The organism is Enterococcus sp. DIV0970a, from assembly GCF_051711265.1.
Classification (GTDB): Bacteria; Bacillota; Bacilli; order Lactobacillales; family Enterococcaceae; genus Enterococcus_D; species Enterococcus_D casseliflavus.
On the sequence record NZ_JBIOMF010000001.1, the window covers coordinates 2985284 to 3009333 of the forward strand.

The following is a 24050-nucleotide window of genomic DNA, read 5'->3' on the forward strand; positions in this document are numbered from 1 at the left end:
TTTTCGACGCTCAATGTTCCCATCCATCACGCCATCTTACTTGAAATAGCTCTCACAAACATTTTAGTCATAAAAAACAAGCAGCGAATGAACCAACTCCTGTGAAATAAATGGAGCAGCTCTTTCCTGCTTGTTTGCTTTTCCTTGAAGAGATACTCTCTCATGGGCATTGCTTTCTTCACATGATCACCCTTCAAAAGAAAGGACTTGGCCTTCTTTGGCGGTCAACATCCCTCGTTGCGGTGGCTGTAGCTGTAAATAAAGATGGAGTGACATTTCTAATATCAGTTCTTTGTCTCCTTGTTGAAAAACGCCGTAATAATGGGTCTGTTCCCGTTTCTCTTCATATGTATGACTGACAAGGTAATACCCTTGTTCCATGGTTTCGTTGCGCTTTTTGGTTTCTGAAAGAAAACGGCGAATATGTTTATAAGTAAAGAGAATCAATAAAATGACAACTACTATTAATACTACATACCCCATTGCTTGTTTTACACCTCGATCGTTGATGTAGCAAAGGTCGGCTCCACACCAATACTGATCATCAAAGCAGCATCGACTTCACACATCACTTTATCGTCTAAATGACAAACTTTTTCTTTCAACCGACTTTTGTCGATCGTGCGGATCTGTTCCATCAAAATGACGGAGTCTTTGCCAATCCCTGTGCAAGAAGCGGAAATTCCAATGTGGGTTGGTAATTTCGGCTTCGCCATTTTTGCCGTGATCGCCGCAATGATCACGGTGGGACTGAAGTGATTGCCCAAGTCATTTTGAATGATCAAGACCGGTCGTATTCCGCCTTGCTCCGATCCAACGACTGGTGAAAGATCGGCAAAATAAATATCTCCCCTTTTTACCATAGGACCACCCTAACTTTTATATTCTCGCGGAACCCTTGCTGAGAGGGTGCACGCTACTTCATAGTGAATCGTTTCTAACTGGTCTGCAACATCCTGCATCGTAATTCGTTTCCCATGATTCTCACCAATCAACGTGACCGTTGTACCGACAGCAAAGGCTCGCGGCAAACGAATCATCAGTTGATCCATACACACCCGACCGACGATTTCACAAGGTTCGCCTTCTACTAAGAGTGAGAAGCCTTGCATTTTTCGTAACCAGCCATCCGCATAACCGATAGGCACAGTGCCGATCCATTCCTGACGGGGCGTGATATATGTCTCACCATAGCCAATCCCCGCTCCTTTTTCAAGTAATTTCACTTGGATCAGTTCAGAAACAAGTGAAAGGGCTGGTTTTAAGGAAAATGGTTCCTTCAATGCATGACCTGACGGATTCAATCCATACATCGCGATCCCAAAACGGACCATATTCCCAACGGCCTCTTTGTGCCACAAGGAGGTCGCGCTATTGCCTGTATGTATATATGTCGGCAAATAAGGCAAAACAGTTAAGACTTCTTTAAACCGCTGGTGCTGTGTTTCCCAATAAGTTGTATCAGCTTGATCGGCTGTGGAGAAATGGGTAAAGATTCCTTCCCAATCAAATGTGGGATGAGTTTCCAACCAAAGAACGGCTTGAAGCACTTCTTCTGGGGTCAAAAAACCGATTCTCCCCATGCCGGTATCCACTTTGACATGTACTTTAAGCGGTGTCTTTACAGGATTCTCCTCCAAATAAGTACCGGCTTCTACCAACCAGTCCATCGAAGCGACTGGAAAAGAAAAATCGTATTCTGCAAGTAAGGGAATATCTTGCACGTTCACAACCCCTAAAATCAGCAGCGGGTCAGTGATTCCTGCTTCTCGCAATTCGATCGCCTCATCGATCGTCGCAACGCAAAAACCGGCTGCACCGCCTTCTTTGGCTGCTTGAGCAGTTTGTACCGCTCCGTGTCCGTACCCATTGGCTTTTACCACCGCAAAAAGAAACGTCTCGCTTGGTAAGTGAGCAATCTCATTTTTGATGTTTTCAGTAATCGCGGTCGTATCAATAATCGCTTTCGTTGGTCTATGGTAAGCAACCACCATTTCCAGTTCCTTCTTTCTACTAATGCTTGATCAGACAAACAAATTAAGTTGGTTTTATGTAGTCGGCTGTTCGTCCATAAAGTATCGTAGTTTTTTCACCAAGTGACGACTTCCACTCAGGTTACTCACTATCCGATAATTCTAAGATAATTTGTGCAAAGGCAGTATCATTTGTATGGGTGATACTGACAAACGTTTTTTCTAAAGGGTGCGGTGCTTTGGTAACGATCGGTGCACCGAATTCATTGGTCAAGACTTCAATATCATGAAAAGAAACTTTGCCGATCCCCGTCCCCCAAGCTTTCGAGAACGCTTCTTTGCAGGCATAGCGCCCCCCGAGGAACTCTACCTGACGTTTCAGGGGCAAACGGGCAAATAATTTTGCTTCCTTCTCCGTTAAAATACGCGTTATAAACTGAGGTTTTTTTTCAATTAATTCTTTCATTCGAGGCAGCTCGACTGCATCGATCCCGATTCCTTTAATCATTCTTCTCGCTACCTTTACTTAAGATAGGGGTTTCCAAATTGGAATTGGCCCTTGTTTAGCTAGTTACCATTCTACCAAAAAAATGGCGAATTACCATTCAAATCTGACGAGTTTATACGGAGATTAAGATTTTCAATCACTCGTATTTGTTTTTTATATAAAAAAGACCTTGCAAGTTTCCTTACAAGGTCCACAAACTCAATTAGTCTTGGTTATTTCTGATAACGAAACCGCGTTTTTTGTCGTTGCTACGGCGATTGTTTTTACGGGCACCATCTTTTGAATAGTTACCACGGGCTTTATTGCCGTTGCCGCCGCCACGGTTCCCACCGTTTTCTTTGCGGTTACGATTGCCGCCATTGCTGTTATTGCTGCGACGTCCGTTTTTATTGAATGATTTTTTTCCTTGAGGTAATGGGCGTTCTGGTGTAATTTTGACTGGTTCTAAATCAGCTGGATCTTTCGCCATTGTTTTTAGAAGCAGTGCTGCTAAATCTTGTGCAGAATAACGTTCCAAAAGATCGTCGGCTGCTTGCAAGTATTTATCCAAACCATTTTCATCCAATTTTGTTTCAACAGATTCGATTGCGGCACCTAATTGACCTTTAAAAGCTTCTTTTTCGGTTGGTGGGCGCATTGGTGTCATCCGTTTTTTCGTTAAGTTTTCAATGACATGCAAGTAGCTCATTTCGTTTGGTGTAACGAAAGTCACTGACATTCCGCCTTTTCCGGCACGACCTGTACGTCCGATCCGGTGAACATAGCTTTCAGGATCTTGAGGGATATCGTAGTTGTAAACGTGTGTAACACCAGAAATATCTAATCCGCGAGCTGCTACGTCTGTGGCAACTAAGATATCTAATTGACCACTCTTAAATGAACGTAAAACGCTCATCCGTTTTTGTTGAGAAAGGTCCCCATGAATGCCTTCAGCTTTGTAGCCACGAGCTTCTAAACCACGTGCCAATTCATCAACACGACGTTTCGTACGACCGAAAACGATCGTCAATTCTGGTGATTGCACATCCAACAAACGAGTCATGACATCGAATTTTTCATAATCTTTTGAGCGAACATAATATTGATCAATCAAATCAGCGGTCATTTCTTTGGCTTTGATTTGAACATGTTCAGGCTCTTTCATGAATTTCACGCCGATATTTTTGATTGCTGGCGGCATTGTTGCTGAAAATAGCAACGTTTGACGAACATCTGGCACTTGGCTGATGATTTTTTCAATATCTTCCAAGAAGCCCATGTTCAACATTTCGTCTGCTTCATCTAATACAAGCGTTTCAACCGTACCTAATTTTAAGGTGTGGCGGTTGATATGGTCTAACATACGTCCTGGCGTACCAACTACGATATGGGGACGATCTTTTAATTGACGGATTTGACGGCCGATATCGGCTCCACCGTAAACTGCTTGAACGCGAATTTTTTTGTCTTTACCAAGACGATACAATTCTTCTTGGGTTTGGATCGCTAATTCACGGGTTGGGGCAATCACTAATCCTTGTAGTTGATGGTTCGCTGGGTCGATTTTTTCTAACATTGGCAAACCAAATGCGGCGGTTTTACCAGTACCGGTCTGTGCTTGACCGATCACGTCTTTGCCTGCTAAGGCTAATGGAATCGTTGCTTCTTGGATGGGTGTTGCTTCTTCAAAGCCGGCACGCTCAACAGAAGTCAATAATTCGTTGGATAATTCTAGATCTTTAAATTTCAAATGGATCCTCCTAGGCTGGTCATCTTTTCGATGCCTGTTTTTCTATCATCGAAGCGTAGGTTAGTTCTTCAGAAACACAAGAGTAGTCCCATTTACTCTTATCTTTCTCTCGGTACCGAAAAACCGCTTCACGAAGGCATTATAAAAGGCTAAAACAAGTGTTGTTTGTCTCAGCCATCATTTTATCTCAAAACGTCAATGTTTTTTACAGTAATCATTCTGTGCTTCATCTTTCGGCGTTAGATAAGTATAACACGTTTTGAAAGTTTCAGCAAGATTTCAACTCCGCTTTACATTCCTTTTAGTGCATCAACGACTTCGCTCAAGCCCATGCCATTGCTCCCTTTGATTACCAAGCTGTCGGAAGGTTCTAAAGTTTCCTTTAAGGAGGCGATCAGTTGTGGTTTTTCATCTGTCGCAAAATAGCGCACCTTGTCAGCAAGTGGTGACTGAGCTAGTCGTTTTTGCAATGCTTGCATTTCTTTGCCATAAAGAAAAACTAGTTGGAACGAGTCATCTAAATGTGCGGCCATCTGCTCGTGCATTTGTGCAGAATCTGGTCCTAATTCAAGCATATCTGCCAATACGGCGATCCGTCTTCCTTCTAACGGCAATTTGCGGAAACTATCCAATACGAGACCCATGGCAGTCGGATTGGCATTGTAAATATCGCTCAAAATCGCTGCTCCATTACCGGCAGTCACCCATTGGGTCCGATTTTTCGTTAATTGAAAATGCGCCAAGCCCTCCTTGATGGCTTCATTTGATACACCAAAATGACGTCCTAAACCAATCGCGATCAAGGCATTTTTGACATTATAACCGCCTAATACCGGTAAGGTAAAAGTCTTACCTGCTACCGTAAAAATCGTTTGATCTTGCGATTCCTCTACGATGTCTCCTTGCAGATCTCCCTCTGTTAAGCCAAAAGTTTCAATGGGCTGCGTCAAGTTAGGAACAAAGGGGTCTAACAATGGTTCATCCGCCGGCATCATAAAGAAGCCGTCTTTTTTCAATCCTGCGGTGATCTCCATTTTGGCTTTGGCGATCCCTTCTCTGGACCCTAAGTTTTCAATGTGGGCTTCGCCAATCAAAGTGATCGCCGCTGCATCAGGTTCTGCTAAGCGCGAAAGGACTTCGATCTCTCCTGCATGGTCCATTCCCATTTCTAAAATCAACACTTGCGTATCTTCTGGTGCATGCAAGATAGTCAAAGGCACGCCTAGTTCATTGTTATGGTTACCTTGAGTTTTGTAGGTCTGGTATTTTTGTGCCATAACCGCGTCTACCATATCTTTTGTGGTTGTTTTCCCATTACTTCCGGTAATAGCGATGATTTTTGGCGCAAGTTTTTCTTTGTAGGCTCGTGCTAACTGTTGGAACGCTTTGACAGTATCCTTGACGGGTATCACAAGGATGCCTTGCGGTGGTTGGATGGTGGGATGACTCCACAATGTCGCGATCGCACCATTGTCTTTGGCTTGTTGGGCAAATTCATGTCCATCCCGAGTCCCCGCCAAGGGAACAAAAAGACTGTTTTCTTTGATTAGACGGCTGTCAAACTCCACAGAGGCAAGTGGTGTCTCATTTTCAATTGGCTGACCAAATACGGCAGCGGCTTCTTTTACAGTAAAATTCATCAGTTTCGCTCCTTTTTTACAAAAAAAGAAAGCACAAGATCGCTTCAAGTATTTTCCTTGAGTTGAGCTGGCTTTCTTCCTGCTATTTATTCTGCTTCTTTTTCATTCTCTGCTTCAACTTCTGCTTCTTCCACATTCGTCAAGAAAGAACGTCTTTGGTTGAAACGATTCATCCCTAATTGGATCAATTCTTCAATCAAATCACCATACGGCAATCCGGTCTTTTCCCATAGCAATGGGTACATGCTGAATTCAGTGAATCCCGGCATCGTGTTTAGCTCATTTAAAAAGAGCTCGTTTTTATTGGTCAAAAAGAAATCACAACGGCTCAATCCACTGCCGCCTAACATCGTATAGGCTTTTTTCGCAAACTCTTGGGCTTTGGCTTGTGTTTCTTCGGGAATTTGCGCAGGAATCTGCATCTCGATTCGGTTGTCAATGTATTTGGAATTGTAATCATAAAACGCAACATCTTTTACGATTTCTCCCGGCATGGTGGTCCGCACGTCTTCGTTTCCAAGAACAGCGACTTCGATCTCACGGGCTTCGATTCCTTGTTCAACGATCGCTCGGGTATCGTAGCGATACGCTTCTTGCAACGCATTTTGCAGTTCTTCGCGGTTCTCGGCTTTCGAGATACCGACACTTGATCCCATGTTGGCTGGTTTGACAAACATCGGATAAAGTAGACTGCCTTCGCATTGATCGAAAATCTTTTTCGGATTTTCTTTCCACGCATTTTTCAAGACTGGTACATACGGAACTTGCGGAATTCCCGCAGCTTGCAAGATGTACTTGGTCATGATTTTGTCCATCCCACAGGCACTAGTCAAGACACCAGCACCGACATAAGGCATTCCGATGGTTTCTAAAAACCCTTGGATCGTGCCGTCTTCGCCGTTTGGTCCATGGAGCAATGGAAAGACGATCGCGTCTTTTTCATAGATTGCCCCAGGTGAAATTTCTTCCCCTTTGGTCTCTTCGTTGGTCAATGCCAAAGTATCTGGTGACGTTGGCGCCTCAGACAATAATGGGCCTTTTAACCAGCGTCCTTCTTTAGTGATCATTACTAATTGAACTTGGTAGTAATTATAATATACAGCATTAACAACTGAAAAAGCGGATAACAGTGATACCTCATGCTCTGCACTGCGTCCCCCGTATAATAAAATGATTTTCAAAAGAATTTCCTCCTGTATTCATTGATTCTACCAAACTAAGTCTTCCACATTTTAGCACAAAATCGACCAACCGGCATTAAATCTTGCAGAAATTTCTTTAAGCTTACACAGTCGTTAGTTGAATGTTTTTCATTTTGTCAGTACTATGAATATATCACGGCACGTTTAAAGAGGTGGGACCTATGACAGAACAAACTGCTCCTTCTAGAAAAGGACGATTAAAACAAATCCTTCAAGTCTTTTTGAAATACAAAGTCGTTCAAAATATCAGCAAACAGCAGCATCCCGAAATGGTGCGTCAAGCGTTTGAAGAATTAGGACCAACATTTATCAAAATCGGGCAGATGCTTTCGGTCCGCAATGACCTGCTTTCCAGCACTTTCGTTGATGCCTTCAAGCAGTTACAAGACAATGTCAAAAGCGATCCATTTCCCAAGGTCAAAGCACTGCTGGAAGCAGAACTACAGCAGCCACTAACGGAAGTTTTTTCCGCTTTTGATGAAATCCCAGTCGCCTCAGCTTCCATCGGACAAGCCCACCGAGCAAACTTGATCAGCGGCAAAGAAGTGATCGTCAAAGTGCAGCATCCGGGAATCATTGCGGCGATTCAAGTAGATCTCGATCTTTTTGAAAAGGCTCTACCGTTAGTTCGTGCAATTCCAGAAGCCAATGTGGTGGATTTAAAAAGCGTGTTAAGCGAAGTCAGACGATCCCTTGCCAATGAAACGAATTTTTTGCAAGAGATGAAAAATGCGCAGGAATTCTACCGAAACAATCACCAAAACCCGCAATTGGCATTGCCAAAAGTTTATCCCGAATGGTGCACCCAAAAAGTATTAGTCATGGATTACATGGCCGGTGAAAGTTTGAACTGCTTGCTGACCCGCAGCAATCAAGATATCGTTTATGACAATCAGTCCGTGAAAGCAGTGAAAAAACAAGTGGGAACGCTATTAGTCGAAAACTTTATGAAGCAAGTCTTTGAAGATGGCTTCTTTCACGCTGATCCGCATCCTGGCAATCTTTTTTTACATGTCTTCACAGATCAAGCCAATCGACCAAAACCATTCCAAGTCAAACAGCGCGTCGGTGTCCTCGGCGGTGTTGATTATTCATTGAAATGGCAAGAAGAAGCGGTTATGCCGCCTTACCAAGTGATTTTCTTAGATTTTGGGATGATGGGACACTTGGATCAGTCATTACGCAGTCGCTTAGCTGATGCATTGATTGCTTTGTATACCCAAGACACCCAAGAAGTCGGCAAAGCTGTCTTGCGTTTGTGCAACAGCAGCGGCAGTTCCTTTGATGAAGTCGCCTTCTATCAGGATCTTCAAAAATTTGTTGAAAACTACTATAATATGCCGCTAAAGGATATCGACTTGCAAAAAGTGATGGGGGAAGTCATCACAATCTGCCATGATAACCAACTGCAGATGCATCGAGACATCACCTTGCTGATTAAGGCTTTTGGCACCTTGGAAGGTGTGATCAAAGCCTTAGACCCCGAATTATCAATGATGGAAGTCACTCAGCCTTTTGCACAAAAATATTTCTTACAGCAGCTGAGTATTGAAGACGAGGTGAAAAAAAGCGCCTTGGCAACCGCAAAAAGCTTGCGGGCACTTAGCCATCTTCCTGATCGGACCTTGGCTGTCTTAGACACTTTTGCCACTGGTAAACACCGGTTAAATTTAGAGATCCGCGAACAAAAACAGCTATTGGATCGCTTTGATCAGATGGTCAATCGACTGGTGATCGGTATTATTCTAGCTGCGGTCATCCTTGGCTCTTCCTTATTGGTGGTCGCCAGCCCGCAACAAGGAGCCTTCGTCCATCAGATGGGGATCTTCGGATATACCTTAGCATTTTTCGCGATCGTGGCTTTAGTCAGCAAATACTTCTATGATCGTTTTCGCAAGAAATAAATAAGCACCTTCAATTCCCGTGGTTCATGCAGAAGCTGGGTCTTGAGGGTGCTTATTTTGCAAGGATCTGTCGCAATTCGTTTTCAAAGATTCGTTTGAAGGCTTCCCGATCCTCTTTCGTAAAGGGCTTCGGTCCTTTTGTGCGCTTGCCTGCTTTACGCATCTGCGCACCTAAGTAGCGTTGACCTAATAAAAAATCGATCGTTTCTGGCAAATACTCTATACCGTTATGGTGAAAAACTCGTGCTTTTTTGGGCAAGACTAACGAAGCTAAGCCATAATCTTGGGTGACGAGAAAATCGCCGGGTTCTATTTCCTTCACGATTTCATAATCCGCGCGATCCGAGCCTTTGTCGACATAGACAAAGTGAACGTGGGCGGGATAGTCTTTGGTCGTATAATGATCGACACTGGTCACGATTACTACCGGCAGCTGATACTGCTGAGCCAGCTCGATCACTTCATTTTTCACCGGCGAACCGTCGCCGTCAATAAAAAGCCGCATCTGCTTGCTCCTCTCACAAATTTCTTCGTTTACAATTACTTCTATTGTAAGAGGAGCACCTAGAAGATGCAAGCAGACTTTGCAGTATTTTCATTTCAGTATTGCTCAATGAGGGGATAAGAATGACGATCTTTGTCTCACTAACTAGCAGTTGCCATAAGTAAAGCTTATCCTTCAATTCTAGAAAATGCTCGTTCTTTTAGCTCATAAACGACATCGCAAGCCTTTGCTACCTCTTGTTCATGGGTCACTAAGATGATACATTTTTTTTGCTCATGGGCAATTTCTTGAAACAGTTTGACGATTTCTTTAGATGTCGTTTCATCCAAATTTCCAGTCGGTTCATCGGCTACGATCAGCTCATGTTCACAGCACAACGCGCGAACGATAGCGACCCGCTGCTGTTGCCCACCCGATAATTGGGTCACTTTTTTCAGTGCCAGCTCTTCCGTGATGCCAACTTTGGCTAAGTTGGCTAAAGCATAGGCCTTTTTATCGGCTTGCTGCGACTTCGCGATCGCCATGGCTGTGATCACATTGTCCAGTGCCGACATATAAGGCAATAGATTATACGCTTGGAACACGATGGAAACATCTTTGCGGCGGTATTCTCGCAATCCGATTTTTGCTAACGTTTCTTCATTGTAGAAAATCTTTCCTTCTTTCGGTGTATCTAGGCCCGTGATCAGTGACAGGAAAGTTGTTTTCCCCGATCCGCTGGAACCTAAGATCGCATACATCTTGCCAGGTTCAAAGGTCAAATCAACGTCACGAAACAGCGCTTCTGCTTCGCTTTGATACCAATATCCTAATTGTTCTGTTCGTAATGTCATGTCGTTCCTCCTAAGAAACCAAGATTTTTTTCGGATTCAACCGCAAAATGCCCGCGGAAGAGAGTAAGATCGAGCCAAAACTGATCCCTAGACCGAGTAATGCCAATAAACCAATTTGTTGAGGGGAAACGGTGATCTCCAAGGACTCCACTTCTGCTGATTGGGTGAAGGATGGGAAAGAACCACCACGATTTCCGCCCATTTGCGGCATCTCCCCGCCTCCAGGACCAGCGTTTTCAGTGGCTGCTTGATCAGTCGTTGTCTCTGTTTGTTGTGCCAATAATTGCTCTCCGACGGCATTACCGACAAGATTGCCGCTAGCGGCCGCGATCCCTAAAGCAAACACCATACAGACAAAAATCTCTGTGAAAAACTGTAGGATCACTTTAGCCCGTGACTCGCCTAAAGAGAGCAATACACCAATCTCATAGCGACGTTCCCGAATCGACATCATCACGATCAACGTCAAAATAATGATACCGGCAGCAGCAACTAACACAATAATATTTTTTGCAAAGCTAGCGACATTATTCAATGGTGTCAGCATCGACTGATACATTTGATCGTTGGTTTGAATGCTGTAGGTTTCTGTATCGATCAACCCTTCCGCTTCTTCCACGAATGCTGTCATCGCAGACGGATCACTCAAGGTATAGGTTGCTGAATCAATGGTGTCCTCATTGCCGCTCAACGTATTGGCAAGGGTATAAGAGGCAGTGATCGTGTTGGCTGGGTTGAGAAAGTTAAACATTTGGCTCATGCTGTTGCCAACTTCACTCGTTTCATAGATTCCTTTGACCATCACTTCTACTTCATTGTCCTCTGCATCAGTGATTGAAAACGTATCTCCGACCGCTAAATCATTCGCTTCAGCTAGTGAGGATTCAATCAAGACTTGGTTTGTGCCTTCGTCCTCAGAAGTAATTCCTTCTCCATCCGTGATCGTCGCTGTTCCTTCCGAAAAAGTCGTATACGCCGCACTGGTTGATACGCCAGTGATTTGGAAATCACCTGTACTCATACTCCCACCAGGCATACCTCCTGGCATACCGCCCATTTGCCCCGACTCGCTGCTATCGGTTGCTTCTGACTCTGTCGAGGAGTCACTGCTAGAGATCGGTTCGATCCCGCTGACGGCATCAGCCGAGGTACTGACTTCAAAACTATATGAAGCAACCCCGTCTAAATCGGCGATCGCTTGGGCATCAGTAATCGCTACTGGTGTCGATTGAAAACTCCCTGGATCTGGTCGGGTGCTTTGGTCATCGCTGTCAGAAGAAGAGCTCCTTTGCTGAAAAGCCTGCTCGCGGTTTGCTTGCAACGTCACAGTTGCGCCAACACTTTTCTGGGCATTTTCAGTCGCTACTAGTGCCGCACTGCGAATCGTCAGACCCGCCAATACAAAAATCAAGATTGCAGAAAATACGGCGATCAGCAACAGGCTCCGGCCTTTTTTCGCCCATAAACTTTGGAGACCTCGTTTCAAAAAATTCATCTTTGTTCCTCCTGAATGGCAAATTATTGTATTTCGACTATAAGAACCTTAGCTTAAATTGAACTTAAATCTTCCCCTGATTTTTCAAAACGTTGGAACAGACCGCAGCTGTCTTCTGCGATCTGCACGTTTTATTAATGACCCCCAGGGAATGATCGATGAACCTTCAACTAACGGCCAAAGCCGCCGCCCATTTGATTGGTTGTCGCTGTCGCTCCTGATTGGGTCAAGTTAGCGATCGTTTCCGTGACGGGCAACGTTCCTAATTCCGTCCCATCACTAAGGGTCCCACCAGCATAATAACCAGAAACAGCTTGCGCATCATTCGTTCCCCCACTGACCAATGTATAGCTGCTATCCGTCAAATCTGGGCTAGAAAGAACCACATGTTGGTAGCTTTTACTTGGTGCATAGGACAAGATCGTCTGTCCTTGACTATCCTTTAAGGTCACAAGGGTCTCTGCTGCTTGGGTTTGATCGAAACTGATCCCGATCGACTGTTGACTTCCTCCACTGACATTCATGGCCATATCGGTCGTACCAGCAGCCAACAAGACACCGCCAGTGATTTCAAACGTCCCGTTATAATCCAAAGCGCCATTGCCACCGGTCGTTGGACCATTTACGATGACGACCCCATCACTCATGGTGACATTGCCGTTACTGTCTAATCCATCCCCTTCGGCATCGACCACCAACGTCCCGCCAGTGATTATGATTTGTTTGCTGTCATCTGCGGTATCGCCACCGCCAGGACCGCCACCAAAGCTGTCTTGCCCAAATTGGCCAGTGGTTTCCTCCGTATCACTGCCACCACCGGCATTAATCCCGTCATCGCTAGCCACGACGTGTGTCGTGCCACCAGCAATCGTGATCACACTTGCTTCTAGTCCTTCATAGGATTCTTCGATAGCAATCGTCCCATCGGAGATCGTCAATTCATTGTCCGCATGTATGCCGTCGTCACCACTGCTGGCAGTGATCGTACCACCTGTGATGTTGATCGTATCGTTGGCATGCAGGCTATCATCTGCACTATCGATCGCAAAGGTACCGCTGCTGATGGTCATCACACCGCCAGCTTTCAATCCTTTGTAGCTTTCATCCGTCACTAGCGACTGGCTTTGTGCCCCGTCAGCCGTTTTGATCGTGAGATCGGCTGATTGGATGCTCAAATTCGTTTCTGCTTGGATGCCGTCACGACCACTTTGGATCGTAAAGGTACCGCCATCGATCGCAACGTAGCCTTTTTCCGCATCTTCCGAATTATTCGCTTGGATGCCATCTCCTTCAGTGGTGTTCAGTGTGTAGTTCCCTGCCAAGATCGACACGGAATCTTTTCCTTTGATGGCATTGTTTTTCGCTGTGATCTCAATCGTGCCACCAGCTAAAACCAAATCATCTTTGCTGCGCAGCCCGTTGCTGTAATTTCCTGTGATAACCAACGTTCCATCACCGTTGATGGACAAATCTTCTTTACTATAAAAAGCGGCATCTGGTTCCGTCTCACCTTCCGCCAAGGTGTAGCTGCTGCCATCTATCAGAGTATTTGTCGTATCACTGGCTAAGGTCGTGATGACTTTTTCTGCTTGTTCGATGACGACTGCCGCCCCGTCTTCATTGGTGATCGTGACACCCGCAAAGATCAGATGGACTTTTTCTTCTTTATTGACGTTGACAACCAGTTGACCATTACTTAAGGAACCGCTGACGACATAAGTACCAGCTTGCGTGATCGTCACCGTTTGGTCTTCCACTGCAACGCCATCAACAGCCGTCGTATCGCCGTCATTCAATTCAAGTTGCGTGGCGGTCGCCTCATCGTAGGAGGCATCCACGTCTTCTTCTTCGTAACTGCCATAATAGTCCGTAGCATCATCAAGAGTCGTTGCAACGTTGGTCACTGCGGCAGAACCTGAAACAGCCGCTGCAGAACTGGAGCTGCTGCTCGTGCTACTACTATCGGTTTTATCGGTTTGCCCACAAGCGCCTAGGAGCAGCGATGAGAGTAAGAGCGGATAAATGAGTTTTTTCATAAGAGGTTCCTCCTTCTACAGCTCATCGCGGTTAGCGGTGAGCTTGCCTAAAACAACGGGTAAATTGCCATTACGAACCCGAACTTCATCAATGATTTGTTTTTCTTGCGCTTGGTCTTTTAACAGCAACTGATAACGCAACTCATATAAGCTCCCCATCGTGGTCGTTCGAACCGATGTCAGTTTGGCAGAATGCGTATATTTTTCAAAGAGATCATCGAATAGTTGCGGATAATCCAAATCTTCTGGAATCGTGACTTTCAGTTCTCGTTCACTCGTGGCTTGTCGATCGCCAAAGGGCACCGTGTATAAAAGGGTCAAGAAAAGCGCCACGATGATGGAAAAAATCACGACATAGCCGACATAGCCCATCCCAGTTGCCAGACCGATCCCCATCGACCAAAAGACGCTGGTGATCTCTCTAGACCCTCCTGGAACCGAGCGGAAACGAATCAAACTGAAGGCGCCTAAGATCGCCACACCTGTGCCAAGATTGCCGTTGACTAGCATGATCACGGATTGAACGAGGATCGGTAAGACCGCCAAGGTAATGACGAAGTTTTTTGTGTAGACATTGCGGATCATATGGATCGCAGCTACCAATATTCCTAAAAGCAATGAGGCGGCGATACAGATCAATAAGCTACGCCATTCCAGGGTGCTCGTATCGCCCGAAAACAGACTAGATAACATGTAACCATTCCTCCTTCTTGAACAAATGCCGTTGATACGTTTGGGCATATTTCGAAAAGCTCCCTTTGCGCACGCTGTATTTGTTCAACAGCTCCACAAACCATAACGGATAAGCGCCGAGGGCTTTCACTTCCATCAACACCCCGATTTCAGGTGCTACCAGCGCCCCCTCACTGCCAGAACCTAACATAAGATCATAGGTGCGAAAGCGAATGTTTTGGTCGAATGTCACGCGAAATTCACTATCATCATCAATAAACAGCGACAAGCGATCATAGGCAATCAACACTTTCGGCAGCAAGTCTGGGTTTTGCTTAAATAGCCAGTGAATCTCTGCAGCGATTTGTGGTGCTTCTGCCATTGACGGCAAGACCCCTGTTTGCAACCAGCCGCAATAGTCAGCATAGGGCATCGGGACTCGGCGTTTGTAGACCACGCCATTGACTTTCTTTTTGATCTCTAAAAAAATCAACTGCTGCTCTGTCGGTATGCCATAGCTGCGGACCCGAAATTTTTCTTTGTATTTCGGTTTGTCCATCGAATGACGAATAAAGCGGTAATCGTGGGTATCGTAATACAAGGACATAATCGTGTGCTGCCCATATTCATCGATCGCCATTCTTTGCTGAAGCTCAGCAAGAAATGCAGGAAATTGCTCCTTGGCTATTAAATATTTTGTCTCTTTTCTTTGAAAGACTTTTTTCAATTTCATAAAAATGTTCCTCCCTTGAAATCCATGCACTGAATTTACGGCAGCTATCTTAAATGCAGCTTAAGGCAAAACAGTTTTTTTAAGCATTTTTTATGCTATTCGTGCTATTCTTATCCTTAAAGAGGTGGGAACATGATTAAACTATTAGTGATCGAAGATGACAAAACATTATCTGATAATATGAAAGAAATCGTCAGCGAGATCGGTGACGTCACACAAGCCTATGATGGCAGTGAAGGCTTATACGAGGCAGAAACGGGGATCTATGATTTGATTATTCTCGACTTGATGATGCCAGAGATGAACGGTTATGAGGTGCTTTCTGCCCTAAGAAAAAAAGGACTCCAAACACCCGTCCTGATTTTAACAGCCAAAGACGGCTTAGAAGACAAAGTGACTGGTTTTCAAAAAGGGGCAGATGATTATTTGACCAAGCCTTTTTATCGGGAAGAATTATTGATGCGGATCAAAGCGTTGCTAAAACGCTCCTTAGGTTTGTTCAATGAAAATACCCTGGAATATAACGGATTGCTGTGCAACCTTGGCACCAATGAGGTCAGTTACCAAGGGCAGCTTTTGCCGATCCAAGGGAAAGAATTTGAGCTGCTGCTTTATTTTCTACAAAATAGAAACATTATTTTGACTAAGGAACAGATTTTTGATCGCATCTGGGGATTTGATTCAGAAACGACCTTGACTGTCGTCGAAGTCTATATGAGCAATCTGCGGAAACACTTGCGCCAGACAGGGATCGACAAAGAGATCCGTACGTTGCGAAATGTCGGCTATATTATGCAAGGAGCCTAGTCTATGAATAAAGAACGCTCTAAGAGACAACGGCTGCACTCCTTTCTCCTAAATGTCAGTGCCTTTGCGTTGGTTTTCTTACTTTTAGGAACCATCGTCCTCCAATTGTTCAACCAATCGGCTTATCGGCAAACCGACATTTCTTTGGAACAAGCAGTCAAAGATACCCGCTTGATCCAAGCAGAGATCAGCGCTTCGCAATCCAATCTAGAGGTATTGCCACCAGATAGTGCCATGCCAAAGATCCCTGGGACCAATCGCTTCAATACCCAGTTGATTCTCTGGTCTGAAGACGGTGAGATATTAAACAAGCAGACCTTGGGCGGCCGCTTTTCACAACTGGCAAGTTTATCTTTAGATACAAGCCACTTAGACAGTATCACATCTTTTTCAGTGGTGGATCAGTCCTTGTCAGAGGAAGAAGAGACCCTTTTGTTTCGTTCGATCACCACCAAAGCACCAACAAATGATGCTGGTGTCGGCTATATCCAAGTCTTGGCGAACACTAACCAAATCAAAAATGCGATGAACAATTTCCAAACGATTTTGATTTTATCGATGATCTTTTTCTGGATTCTTTCGATCGGGATCAGCTATTTGCTTTCCAGCTTGAACATGCGCCCCATTTTAGCCTCCTGGAAAAAACAGCAGGAATTTGTCGAAAATGCATCCCATGAGCTGCGCACACCATTGACGATCATTCAAAACAGTCTGGAACGCCTGTTTACCAAGCCCAATCATACGATCATTGAAGAATCTGAAAGCATCGCACAAGCGTTAGCGGAAACTCGGCGGCTGACTGGATTAACGGCGGATTTGCTGACGATCGCCCGCAGTGATTCCAATCAATTGCTTTTGACAAAAGAAACCATCGAGCTAGCTCCTTTTATCGATGACTTAGTCAAACCTTTCAAAGAAATTGCCGAATTGGATCAAAAACACTTTGTTGTCGAAAACTTTGCCAAAACGACCGCTTGCTTTGACCAAAAGAAAATCCATCAAGTCCTCGTGATCCTCCTAGATAATGCCTTAAAATATACGAGTAGCGGTGATAAAATCACCCTCTTATCGGAGATTTCTAACAAGCAATGGCTGATCGAGGTCAAAAACACAGGACCAGCCATTTCCGATGAAGAAAAAGCCCGTATCTTTGACCGCTTCTACCGCGAGGATCGTTCCCGCTCCAAAGAGACCGGCGGCTATGGTTTAGGCTTAGCGATCGCCAAGCAAATCGTTGAAGAGCACAAGGGACAAATCCAGGTCAAAGATTTGCAGCCACGAGGGGTTATTTTTCAGATTCGTTTACCTAAAGAAGGATAAAGGAGAAAAACAAATGCAGGTCATCACCCTTAAAGAACACCCTGACTACTTAGCAGAAGCCATTCGTTACTTCAAAAAACAGTGGGCTGGTCCCGACTCCCTCATGGTTTATGAGGATAGCCTGACCCATAGTTTTTCAGCAAATCCTTTGCCGCAATGGCTGCTGCTGGTCAACGAAGAAATCGCAGCAGACGGACGTTATCAAATCATCGGCTGCGGTGGCTTGATCCCCAACGACTTCATCAGTCGGATGGATTTGACCCCTTGGCTTTGCGCCTTGTATGTGGACCCTTTGTGGCGTGGCCAAGGCGGTGCCCGCCTTTTGATCGAAACAGCCAAGCAACGTGCTGCTGGAGCTGGTTTTGATTCTCTGTATCTATGTACGGATCTTTCTACTTTTTATGAGAAATTTGCTTTTGAACCGATCGGAACGGGCTACCATCCTTGGGGAGAGTCTTCCACCATTTATCGCTGTTCTCTCACCTAAATGAACAAAAAAAAGCTGTGAACAAAAATGTTCACAGCTTTCTTTACTCACAGTACTATTGCTAGTAGAATACCCTATCTCCACAAAAGGAATATTCCGACACCCTACAAATCCGGTAGGTTGCTTACGCGGTGTGCCTCTGCTATCAATCTGGTCAGCTAATGCTAGACCTTCTCGACTCGTCGCATGAGGATTACTTTACCATAAAACTAGTCGGAATACTACTGTTTTTTATAAAATTAAAACTGCTGATAAGCATTTCTCAAGAAAGAGTGCCTATCAGCAGTTTTTCATGAATCAATTGTTACTTTTCAAATAGAAACATTCCAATTGATGGATAAAAAAACTTAGGATAAGAAGGTCGCTACTTTGGTCGTAATCAAATCGATGGCTACGTGGTTTTCGCCGCCTTCTGGTACGATGACATCGGCATACCGTTTGGTCGGTTCGATGAATTGATGATACATCGGTTTTACCACCGTCAAGTATTGTTCGATCACAGAATCCAATGTCCGGCCACGTTCTTCCATGTCACGTTTGATTCGGCGAATGATTCGAATATCATCGTCTGTATCAACATAAAGTTTAATATCCATTAAATTACGCAATCGCTCATCTTCTAGAATCAAGATCCCTTCCAAGATAATGACTTCTTTGGGTTCTTGAATGATCGTTGCTTCGCTGCGGGTATGCGCGACATAATCATAGACGGGTTTTTCGATCGTTTGATATGCAAGCAGTTGTTGCAAGTGATCGATCAACAAATCAGTATCAAATGCAAAAGGATGGTCATAGTTGGTGTTCAACCGTTCTTCAAAGCTCAGATCACTTTGGTCTTTATAGTAGGAGTCTTGTTCAAGCATCATAATAGAATGATTGGGGAAATGATTAAAGATCGCCCGACTCACGCTTGTTTTTCCACTACCTGATCCACCTGTCACACCAATAATAATGGGCTTGCCATTCGTCATTCAATTAACCTCTTTCATCTTAAAAAATTCACACTGGTTCTATTATAGCGAAAATTTGGCAAATTACTACTGTTTCTGTGGAATCAGTGCTGCAATAAAGGAAGTAATTGCTGCAAACGTTCGATCTCATAAGTAGGCTGAATCTCACCACTGTTTTTTTTCTTTGGATTGAACCAAATCGTATCGATCCCTGCCAGTTGTCCGCCTAAGATATCTGAAGTCAGTGAATCGCCAATGATGACTGTTTCTTGTTTTTTAACGTTTGGTATGCGAGCAAACACATAGTCAAAATATTCTTTCATTGGTTTTTGATACCCTGTATCTTCTGAAACAAAGATATCGCGAAAATACGGCTTTAATTTGGCATCTTCCAAGCGGCGGTATTGGGTTTCAGAAACCCCGTTCGTCACCACGTATAGGTCAAAATGCTGCGCCAACTCCGCTAAGACCTCATCACTGTTGTCTAACAGTTTATGTCCTTCATTTAGAAATTCTCGGTACGCCAATTCAACTGCTGGACTATCGACCTGAATGCCTTGCGTTTCAAAAAACAAGCCGAAACGCTCATTGATGACTTGGTCTCTCGTGATTTTCCCTTGCTCAAACTGCTGCCACAAATCATGATTGATCGTTTGATAGCTTTGTTTGCGCTCTGGGGTCATTTCCAAGCCATGAGCTTCAAATAGTGCTTTTAAGGCTTGATCTTCGGTATCTTGAAAGTCGAGGATCGTGTCATCGACATCAAATAATAATGTTTTGTACTTCATTTTCTCCCTCTTTCTCAGCGGAAATGCGCCGCCAGTCCTTTTAATTCTTCTTGCGTCAGCGAGCGATAACTCCCCACTGCTAAATCATCTGGTAGAACTAGCGAACCCATCGCTGTTCGTTTCAGCTGAATGACTTTTTTCCCTCGGGCTAAAAACATCTTTTTCACTTGATGGAACTTGCCTTCAGCAATTTCTAACGAAACAAAGGAACGATCCGCTCGGGCATCGATGATCGTTAGGGCAGCTGGTTTGCAAGTGACACCACCATGAAAGGTGATCCCTGTGGCAAATGCCGCCACATCTTCAGGAGTCACCAAGTCATTGACCACCACTTCATATCGCTTGGTCACCTTTTTGGTGGGATGCAGCAAGTCATAGCCTAACTGACCATTCGTCGTAACTAATACCAACCCTTCCGTGTCCCGATCCAATCGACCGACGGCATAAAGATCTGGGTGCTGGTCCTTTGGTGCAATCAAATCGATCACTGTCTGGTGCTGTTGATCAACATTCGCTGTAACAACACCATTGGGCTTGTTGACGATATAATAGCGTTCCTGCGTCTCCAACTGACGACCCGCAACGATGATTTGATGGATGGCGCTATCGACATTGCGCTCAGGTCGCCCTTCAATCCTTTGGTCCACGAGGACTTTTCCTTGCTGAAACAACCGTTTCATCTCTTTCCGAGAAGTATTCAATTGTTGCTCGATCACTTTATCTAAACGCATAAATTTTTCTCCATAGTGGCTATTATAGCTCAGGATCTAGCGAAAGGAAACTGCCAGGATTTCAAATGATTTGACTTTCTTTGTCTTTTTGCGTAAGGTTAAAGAGTAAAGTAAATATAGTTTCTCATACACAGCGTTATGACCTGGTGGAGAAAAGTTGAACCAAAACTTTCTGGGGCAGTTGTGTACACAACTGCCCTTTTGCGTGTTTTCACTCACGTACCACTTAATGTGCAGAGTTAACAAAATTTGCATAAAAAATCTCGTTATTAACGAGAAAATTTTAGGAGGAATTGAGTTATGTCAGTATCATTAGAAGTTACGAAAAGAGAAGTTCGCCCACGTTCTTTACGGAACAAGTTGCGCCACGAAGGAAAAGTACCTGCAATTGTCAATGGGTACAAAGTAGAAAGCACACCGATTGCTGTCAATGCAGCAGAATTAGAAAAAATCTTGCGTGAAAATGGATTGAATACCGTAATCACGATCAGTTTAGAAGGCAAAAAAGTCAATACACTGATCAAAGAGTATCAATCAGATACCTTCACACGCAATTTAACCCACGTTGAATTCCTATCTGTCGATATGAATGAAGAAACAGAAGTAGAAGCAGAAGTAACCTTAATTGGCGAATCTGCTGGTGTCAAAGCTGGTGGTGTTCTAGCACAAAACTTGTATACAGTCGTTGTATCAGCAACACCAGACAAATTGCCTGAACGTGTTGAGATCGATGTAACGTCATTAGAGATCGGCGATTCATTAACAGTGGCTGATCTGCCTAAGAACGACGAGTACACGATCGTGACCGATCCAGAAGAACAAATCGTTGCGGTTACTGAACCACAAGAAATCTCTGAAGATGAAGAAGCTGGCGAAGCTGCTGAACCAGCAGTTATCGGTGAAGACGAAGAATAATCATAGAACATCGTTCTTAAGATCACGTCTTCAATCAACAGACACTTCTAAGAAATGCAAGACTCTTGAAGGGCTTTTCCTTTAAGAGTCTTTTTCATTCTTACGAAGAGCTGGTGAGCTGCAACTGACTATTTTCCACTGAAAGACGCCATGGGAAAGCTTGGTCCAGCCAACCCAACAAATTTTTAAGAAAATAGTTAAAATGCGTCGCTGACCAAAAAGAAAAGCAGAAGTAGTTGCATTTTTGACGGTTCTTCATTATGATAAATAGACAAATTTGATGTTATTGGCAAGCCTACTTGAAGGAGGGGTTTTTATGTTTGAAACATTTGATGATCACCGCAGCCGCTACGCTTCTGGCGGGATTGTTCAAACACTGCCTGGCGAACTAATCGATAGTATTTGGTTAATCATCGATCTCGATTTAAAAGGGTTTATTCCGTTGACAAATCTGCTCACCTTTGAAGTCCAAAACAATCACGGTCGTGTCACACTGCTTTTTTCTCAAGCACAAAGTCAAATCGAACTCGGCGTTGATCTGCCTTACCGTTATTCCGACCTCTATCCTCAAAAAGTCTATGTGTATGACGATGGGCAGCGGCAAACGATTTTATTGCCTAGCGAGACTCGTTAACAGCGCTTCGTGTTTCTCTTTTTATAACGTTACTTACATAAAAAACCACCTTTTTATTTTAAAAGGTGGTTTTTTTTGATTCCTTCCTCTCATTTAATTCTATAATATACAGGGTTCGAGGAAGCAACCAATGAATCCCCCGTTTTTTATTACGTTTTATTGACTATTTTTTATGTGTTAAAATAACGTGTGAAGTTCCCTTATAATAAGGACAGTTGCAAAATTCAGCTGAAAGAGGTGCCTGGTTTTGAAAAATATCCTTGAAAAAGATATTATGCAAATGCTGCGTCTGTCCACGATGCTCTTGAGCGAAAATCCCCTTCCTTTGAATAAAGCTGCTGCCGACCAAAATCTTTCCGTCAAAACGATCCGTCGGCTACTGTCCAGTTGTTTAAACGAGGACCCTTCCTTCCATTATGATGTGCAGCAAGGACACATTCGTGCCTTTCATGATTTGCAGCAGCCCCTAGCCAGCAAAAACTTCCCCCATACAGAAATGCTTGCTGCATTGTTTAATAAAAGTACAAACTATCAGTTGCTCTTGTTACTGTTAAAAATGCCGACCATTTCCTTTGCGGACCTCCACAAGCGGTATTACCTGAGCCCCTCCAGTTTGCATCGGCGCTTTTTGTCCTTTTCCTTTTTTTTGGCACCTTATCATCTAAGGATCGACCGTCGCAGTTTTCCTTTGATTACTGGCAATGAACGGCAACTGCGTTATGTGATTTTTCGACTCACCCTCTTAGCAAGCCCGACGCTTTCCCCCAATCAAGCGTTTCAAGAACTGAAGCAGATTCATCAGTTGCGCGCAAACGCTTTTTATCCCAACACCCCCGCCACGTTTACTCAGCAAGTTTATCCAACATGTTTTGTACCGCGTTTTTATTTAGTTGGTGAACGCAGCTATTTATTTTTGTGGCAACAGCTGCTAACACTGGAGCCTTTTTATGTGCCAACAGAAGAAGCCTTCCTTTTGCGACGAATCATCACGCCGATTTTGTCGGAGCATCCGCTCCAGCAGCCATTAGAAGTGCTTTTGTCGAAAATTTTCCAAGCCCATCTTTTGGGCGCCTTACTGGAAGGCAATTTATTTGTCTATCCGCCACTAAATCCTTGCCTATCTGAACGTTCCCAACGCTTGGTCCAGGCTTTTTTGACTCAGCTTCCCCATTACGAAAAACTCTTAAAAAAGCATCCCGAGTTGCCCTTACTCTATGAATGCATTTGGCAAGAGCTCTCTTTTTTCCAACCGATCATTGCCTTTCCGCAAAAAAAAGAGCGTCCGCTTAAGTAGCGACACGCTCTTTTGAGGTTCATTTAGTTGGCAGTGAATTATTTTGCGTCAGCATCAACGATTTTCACTGAACCTTGCCATTGCTCTTCCACAAAGTCTTTGATTTCGTCTGAATGCAGCACTTCGATCAATTTCTTGATTTTGTCGCTATCTTCGTCACCACTGCGGACAGCGATCACGTTGACATAAGGCGAATTATCCGCTTCTAATAAAACAGAATCATCCGCTGGGTTCAAATCGATCCCGAATGCGAAGTTCGCATTGATGGCAATTAGGTCTGCTTCGTCGTTTTGATAAGCAGTCGCCAAAAGAGATGGATCGACGTCATGTTTAAATTCTAAGTTTTTCGGATTTTCAGCAATATCATCAAAGGTTGCCGTTTCTGTATCAACGCCGTCTTTTAAAGTGATCAAGTCAGCATCTTGTAAAATCGTTAGGATACGACCCCAGTCAGATTCAGAAGTGGAAGTAAGAACCGTTGCACCATCTTCTAGTTCTGAAATATCAGAGATTCGTTTTGAGTAAAGACCCATTGGCTCGATATGGATCGCACCAGCATTGACAAAATCATAGCCATTGTCTGCGATTTGTTTGTTCAAGTAAGGAATGTGTTGGAAGTAATTGGCATCGATATCGCCATTTTCCAATGCTTTGTTTGGCAACACATAATCATCGAAGGTTTTGATTTCAAGATCAATGCCTTCTTCTGCTAGTAAAGGTTTGGCTTGTTCTAAAATTTCCGCATGAGGCGTAACTGATGCACCGATCACTAATTTTGTTGATTCTCCCTCAGCCGCAGATGAGTCAGAGCTTCCTGAATTTGAGCCTGTCCCACAAGCTGCTAAAGCGGCAGTTAACAATAAGGTTGTTGCAATACCAAAAATCTTTTTCATA

General features: G+C 44.1%; 24 protein-coding genes. 7 read left to right on the top strand and 17 right to left on the bottom strand.

The window, feature by feature from the left end:
* Positions 1 to 186: 186 nt before the first annotated feature.
* From IGK14_RS14400 to IGK14_RS14430, 7 genes are all read right to left on the bottom strand, one after another.
* Positions 187 to 483, bottom strand: coding sequence for a hypothetical protein (locus IGK14_RS14400; RefSeq protein ID WP_010749103.1), 297 nt, complete (start codon positions 481 to 483; stop codon positions 187 to 189).
* An 8-nt stretch (positions 484 to 491) separates the two neighbouring features.
* A complete protein-coding gene (locus tag IGK14_RS14405) occupies positions 492 to 863 on the bottom strand; it encodes a type II toxin-antitoxin system PemK/MazF family toxin (protein WP_005227961.1) in 372 nt (123 codons plus the stop codon).
* Between the two features lie 9 nt (positions 864 to 872).
* Positions 873 to 1994, bottom strand: a complete 1122-nt coding sequence (gene alr, locus IGK14_RS14410) for an alanine racemase (RefSeq protein ID WP_010749102.1) — start codon at positions 1992 to 1994, stop codon at positions 873 to 875.
* Positions 1995 to 2115: 121 nt separating this feature from the next.
* Positions 2116 to 2481: a holo-ACP synthase gene (gene acpS, locus IGK14_RS14415; RefSeq protein ID WP_010749101.1), complete on the bottom strand. Its 366-nt coding sequence runs from the start codon at positions 2479 to 2481 to the stop codon at positions 2116 to 2118.
* Between the two features lie 202 nt (positions 2482 to 2683).
* A complete protein-coding gene (cshA, locus tag IGK14_RS14420) occupies positions 2684 to 4210 on the bottom strand; it encodes a degradosome RNA helicase CshA (protein ID WP_010749100.1) in 1527 nt (508 codons plus the stop codon).
* Positions 4211 to 4500: 290 nt separating this feature from the next.
* Positions 4501 to 5850 (bottom strand): UDP-N-acetylmuramoyl-tripeptide--D-alanyl-D-alanine ligase, encoded by a 1350-nt coding sequence (locus IGK14_RS14425; protein WP_010749099.1) that lies wholly within the window; start codon positions 5848 to 5850, stop codon positions 4501 to 4503.
* A gap of 86 nt (positions 5851 to 5936) precedes the next feature.
* The gene (locus tag IGK14_RS14430; RefSeq protein WP_142962457.1) at positions 5937 to 7031 is read right to left on the bottom strand and encodes a D-alanine--D-alanine ligase; all 1095 of its coding nucleotides are present in this window, start codon (positions 7029 to 7031) and stop codon (positions 5937 to 5939) included.
* A gap of 182 nt (positions 7032 to 7213) precedes the next feature.
* Between IGK14_RS14430 and IGK14_RS14435 the strand changes: the two genes are divergently transcribed.
* Positions 7214 to 8956: an ABC1 kinase family protein gene (locus tag IGK14_RS14435; RefSeq protein ID WP_010749097.1), complete on the top strand. Its 1743-nt coding sequence runs from the start codon at positions 7214 to 7216 to the stop codon at positions 8954 to 8956.
* A gap of 52 nt (positions 8957 to 9008) precedes the next feature.
* Here the strand turns inward: IGK14_RS14435 and IGK14_RS14440 are convergent, their stop codons facing one another.
* The 6 genes from IGK14_RS14440 to IGK14_RS14465 all read right to left on the bottom strand — a co-directional run bounded on the left by IGK14_RS14440 (position 9009) and on the right by IGK14_RS14465 (position 15230).
* On the bottom strand, positions 9009 to 9461 hold the full coding sequence (locus IGK14_RS14440) for a YaiI/YqxD family protein (protein ID WP_010749096.1): 453 nt from the start codon (positions 9459 to 9461) through the stop codon (positions 9009 to 9011).
* Positions 9462 to 9628: 167 nt separating this feature from the next.
* Positions 9629 to 10294 carry an ABC transporter ATP-binding protein gene (locus tag IGK14_RS14445; protein ID WP_010749095.1) on the bottom strand — a complete coding sequence of 222 codons (666 nt, stop codon included), beginning with the start codon at positions 10292 to 10294 and terminating at the stop codon, positions 9629 to 9631.
* Positions 10295 to 10304: 10 nt separating this feature from the next.
* Positions 10305 to 11789, bottom strand: coding sequence for an ABC transporter permease (locus tag IGK14_RS14450; RefSeq protein ID WP_010749094.1), 1485 nt, complete (start codon positions 11787 to 11789; stop codon positions 10305 to 10307).
* Between the two features lie 170 nt (positions 11790 to 11959).
* A complete protein-coding gene (locus IGK14_RS14455; RefSeq protein WP_142962456.1) occupies positions 11960 to 13825 on the bottom strand; it encodes a carbohydrate-binding domain-containing protein in 1866 nt (621 codons plus the stop codon).
* A 15-nt stretch (positions 13826 to 13840) separates the two neighbouring features.
* The gene (locus IGK14_RS14460; protein WP_005227945.1) at positions 13841 to 14518 is read right to left on the bottom strand and encodes a DUF4956 domain-containing protein; all 678 of its coding nucleotides are present in this window, start codon (positions 14516 to 14518) and stop codon (positions 13841 to 13843) included.
* Positions 14508 to 15230 carry a polyphosphate polymerase domain-containing protein gene (locus IGK14_RS14465; RefSeq protein ID WP_010749092.1) on the bottom strand — a complete coding sequence of 241 codons (723 nt, stop codon included), beginning with the start codon at positions 15228 to 15230 and terminating at the stop codon, positions 14508 to 14510. Before IGK14_RS14465 ends, IGK14_RS14460 begins: the two co-directional genes overlap by 11 nt.
* A 132-nt stretch (positions 15231 to 15362) precedes the next feature.
* On the opposite strand from IGK14_RS14465, the gene IGK14_RS14470 reads away from it, so the two are divergent.
* Genes IGK14_RS14470 through IGK14_RS14480 form a run of 3 tightly spaced genes read left to right on the top strand, consistent with a single transcriptional unit; the run spans position 15363 to position 17844 of the window.
* Entirely contained in the window at positions 15363 to 16037 is a 675-nt protein-coding gene (locus tag IGK14_RS14470; RefSeq protein ID WP_005227933.1) for a response regulator transcription factor, read from the top strand.
* 3 nt (positions 16038 to 16040) lie between these two features.
* The gene (locus IGK14_RS14475; protein WP_005227932.1) at positions 16041 to 17357 is read left to right on the top strand and encodes a sensor histidine kinase; all 1317 of its coding nucleotides are present in this window, start codon (positions 16041 to 16043) and stop codon (positions 17355 to 17357) included.
* 13 nt (positions 17358 to 17370) lie between these two features.
* The gene (locus IGK14_RS14480) at positions 17371 to 17844 is read left to right on the top strand and encodes a GNAT family N-acetyltransferase (protein WP_010749091.1); all 474 of its coding nucleotides are present in this window, start codon (positions 17371 to 17373) and stop codon (positions 17842 to 17844) included.
* Between the two features lie 347 nt (positions 17845 to 18191).
* Here the strand turns inward: IGK14_RS14480 and udk are convergent, their stop codons facing one another.
* The 3 genes from udk to IGK14_RS14495 form a co-directional block, all read right to left on the bottom strand.
* Positions 18192 to 18815 (bottom strand): uridine kinase, encoded by a 624-nt coding sequence (gene udk, locus IGK14_RS14485; RefSeq protein ID WP_005227927.1) that lies wholly within the window; start codon positions 18813 to 18815, stop codon positions 18192 to 18194.
* An 83-nt stretch (positions 18816 to 18898) separates the two neighbouring features.
* Complete coding sequence (locus tag IGK14_RS14490; protein WP_010749090.1) at positions 18899 to 19582, bottom strand: YjjG family noncanonical pyrimidine nucleotidase; 684 nt, start codon at positions 19580 to 19582, stop codon at positions 18899 to 18901.
* 14 nt (positions 19583 to 19596) lie between these two features.
* Positions 19597 to 20313 (bottom strand): 16S rRNA pseudouridine(516) synthase, encoded by a 717-nt coding sequence (locus IGK14_RS14495; RefSeq protein ID WP_010749089.1) that lies wholly within the window; start codon positions 20311 to 20313, stop codon positions 19597 to 19599.
* Positions 20314 to 20613: 300 nt separating this feature from the next.
* Here IGK14_RS14495 and IGK14_RS14500 point away from each other — a divergent pair, with 300 nt between their 5' ends.
* The 3 genes from IGK14_RS14500 to IGK14_RS14510 all read left to right on the top strand — a co-directional run bounded on the left by IGK14_RS14500 (position 20614) and on the right by IGK14_RS14510 (position 23156).
* Complete coding sequence (locus IGK14_RS14500) at positions 20614 to 21228, top strand: 50S ribosomal protein L25/general stress protein Ctc (RefSeq protein WP_005227923.1); 615 nt, start codon at positions 20614 to 20616, stop codon at positions 21226 to 21228.
* A 316-nt stretch (positions 21229 to 21544) separates the two neighbouring features.
* On the top strand, positions 21545 to 21862 hold the full coding sequence (locus tag IGK14_RS14505; protein WP_005227922.1) for a DUF960 domain-containing protein: 318 nt from the start codon (positions 21545 to 21547) through the stop codon (positions 21860 to 21862).
* 247 nt (positions 21863 to 22109) lie between these two features.
* A complete protein-coding gene (locus tag IGK14_RS14510) occupies positions 22110 to 23156 on the top strand; it encodes a helix-turn-helix domain-containing protein (protein ID WP_010749088.1) in 1047 nt (348 codons plus the stop codon).
* Positions 23157 to 23194: 38 nt separating this feature from the next.
* Here IGK14_RS14510 and IGK14_RS14515 read toward each other — a convergent pair whose 3' ends face one another.
* The gene (locus IGK14_RS14515; RefSeq protein ID WP_010749087.1) at positions 23195 to 24049 is read right to left on the bottom strand and encodes a MetQ/NlpA family ABC transporter substrate-binding protein; all 855 of its coding nucleotides are present in this window, start codon (positions 24047 to 24049) and stop codon (positions 23195 to 23197) included.
* Between the last annotated feature and the right edge of the window lies 1 nt (position 24050).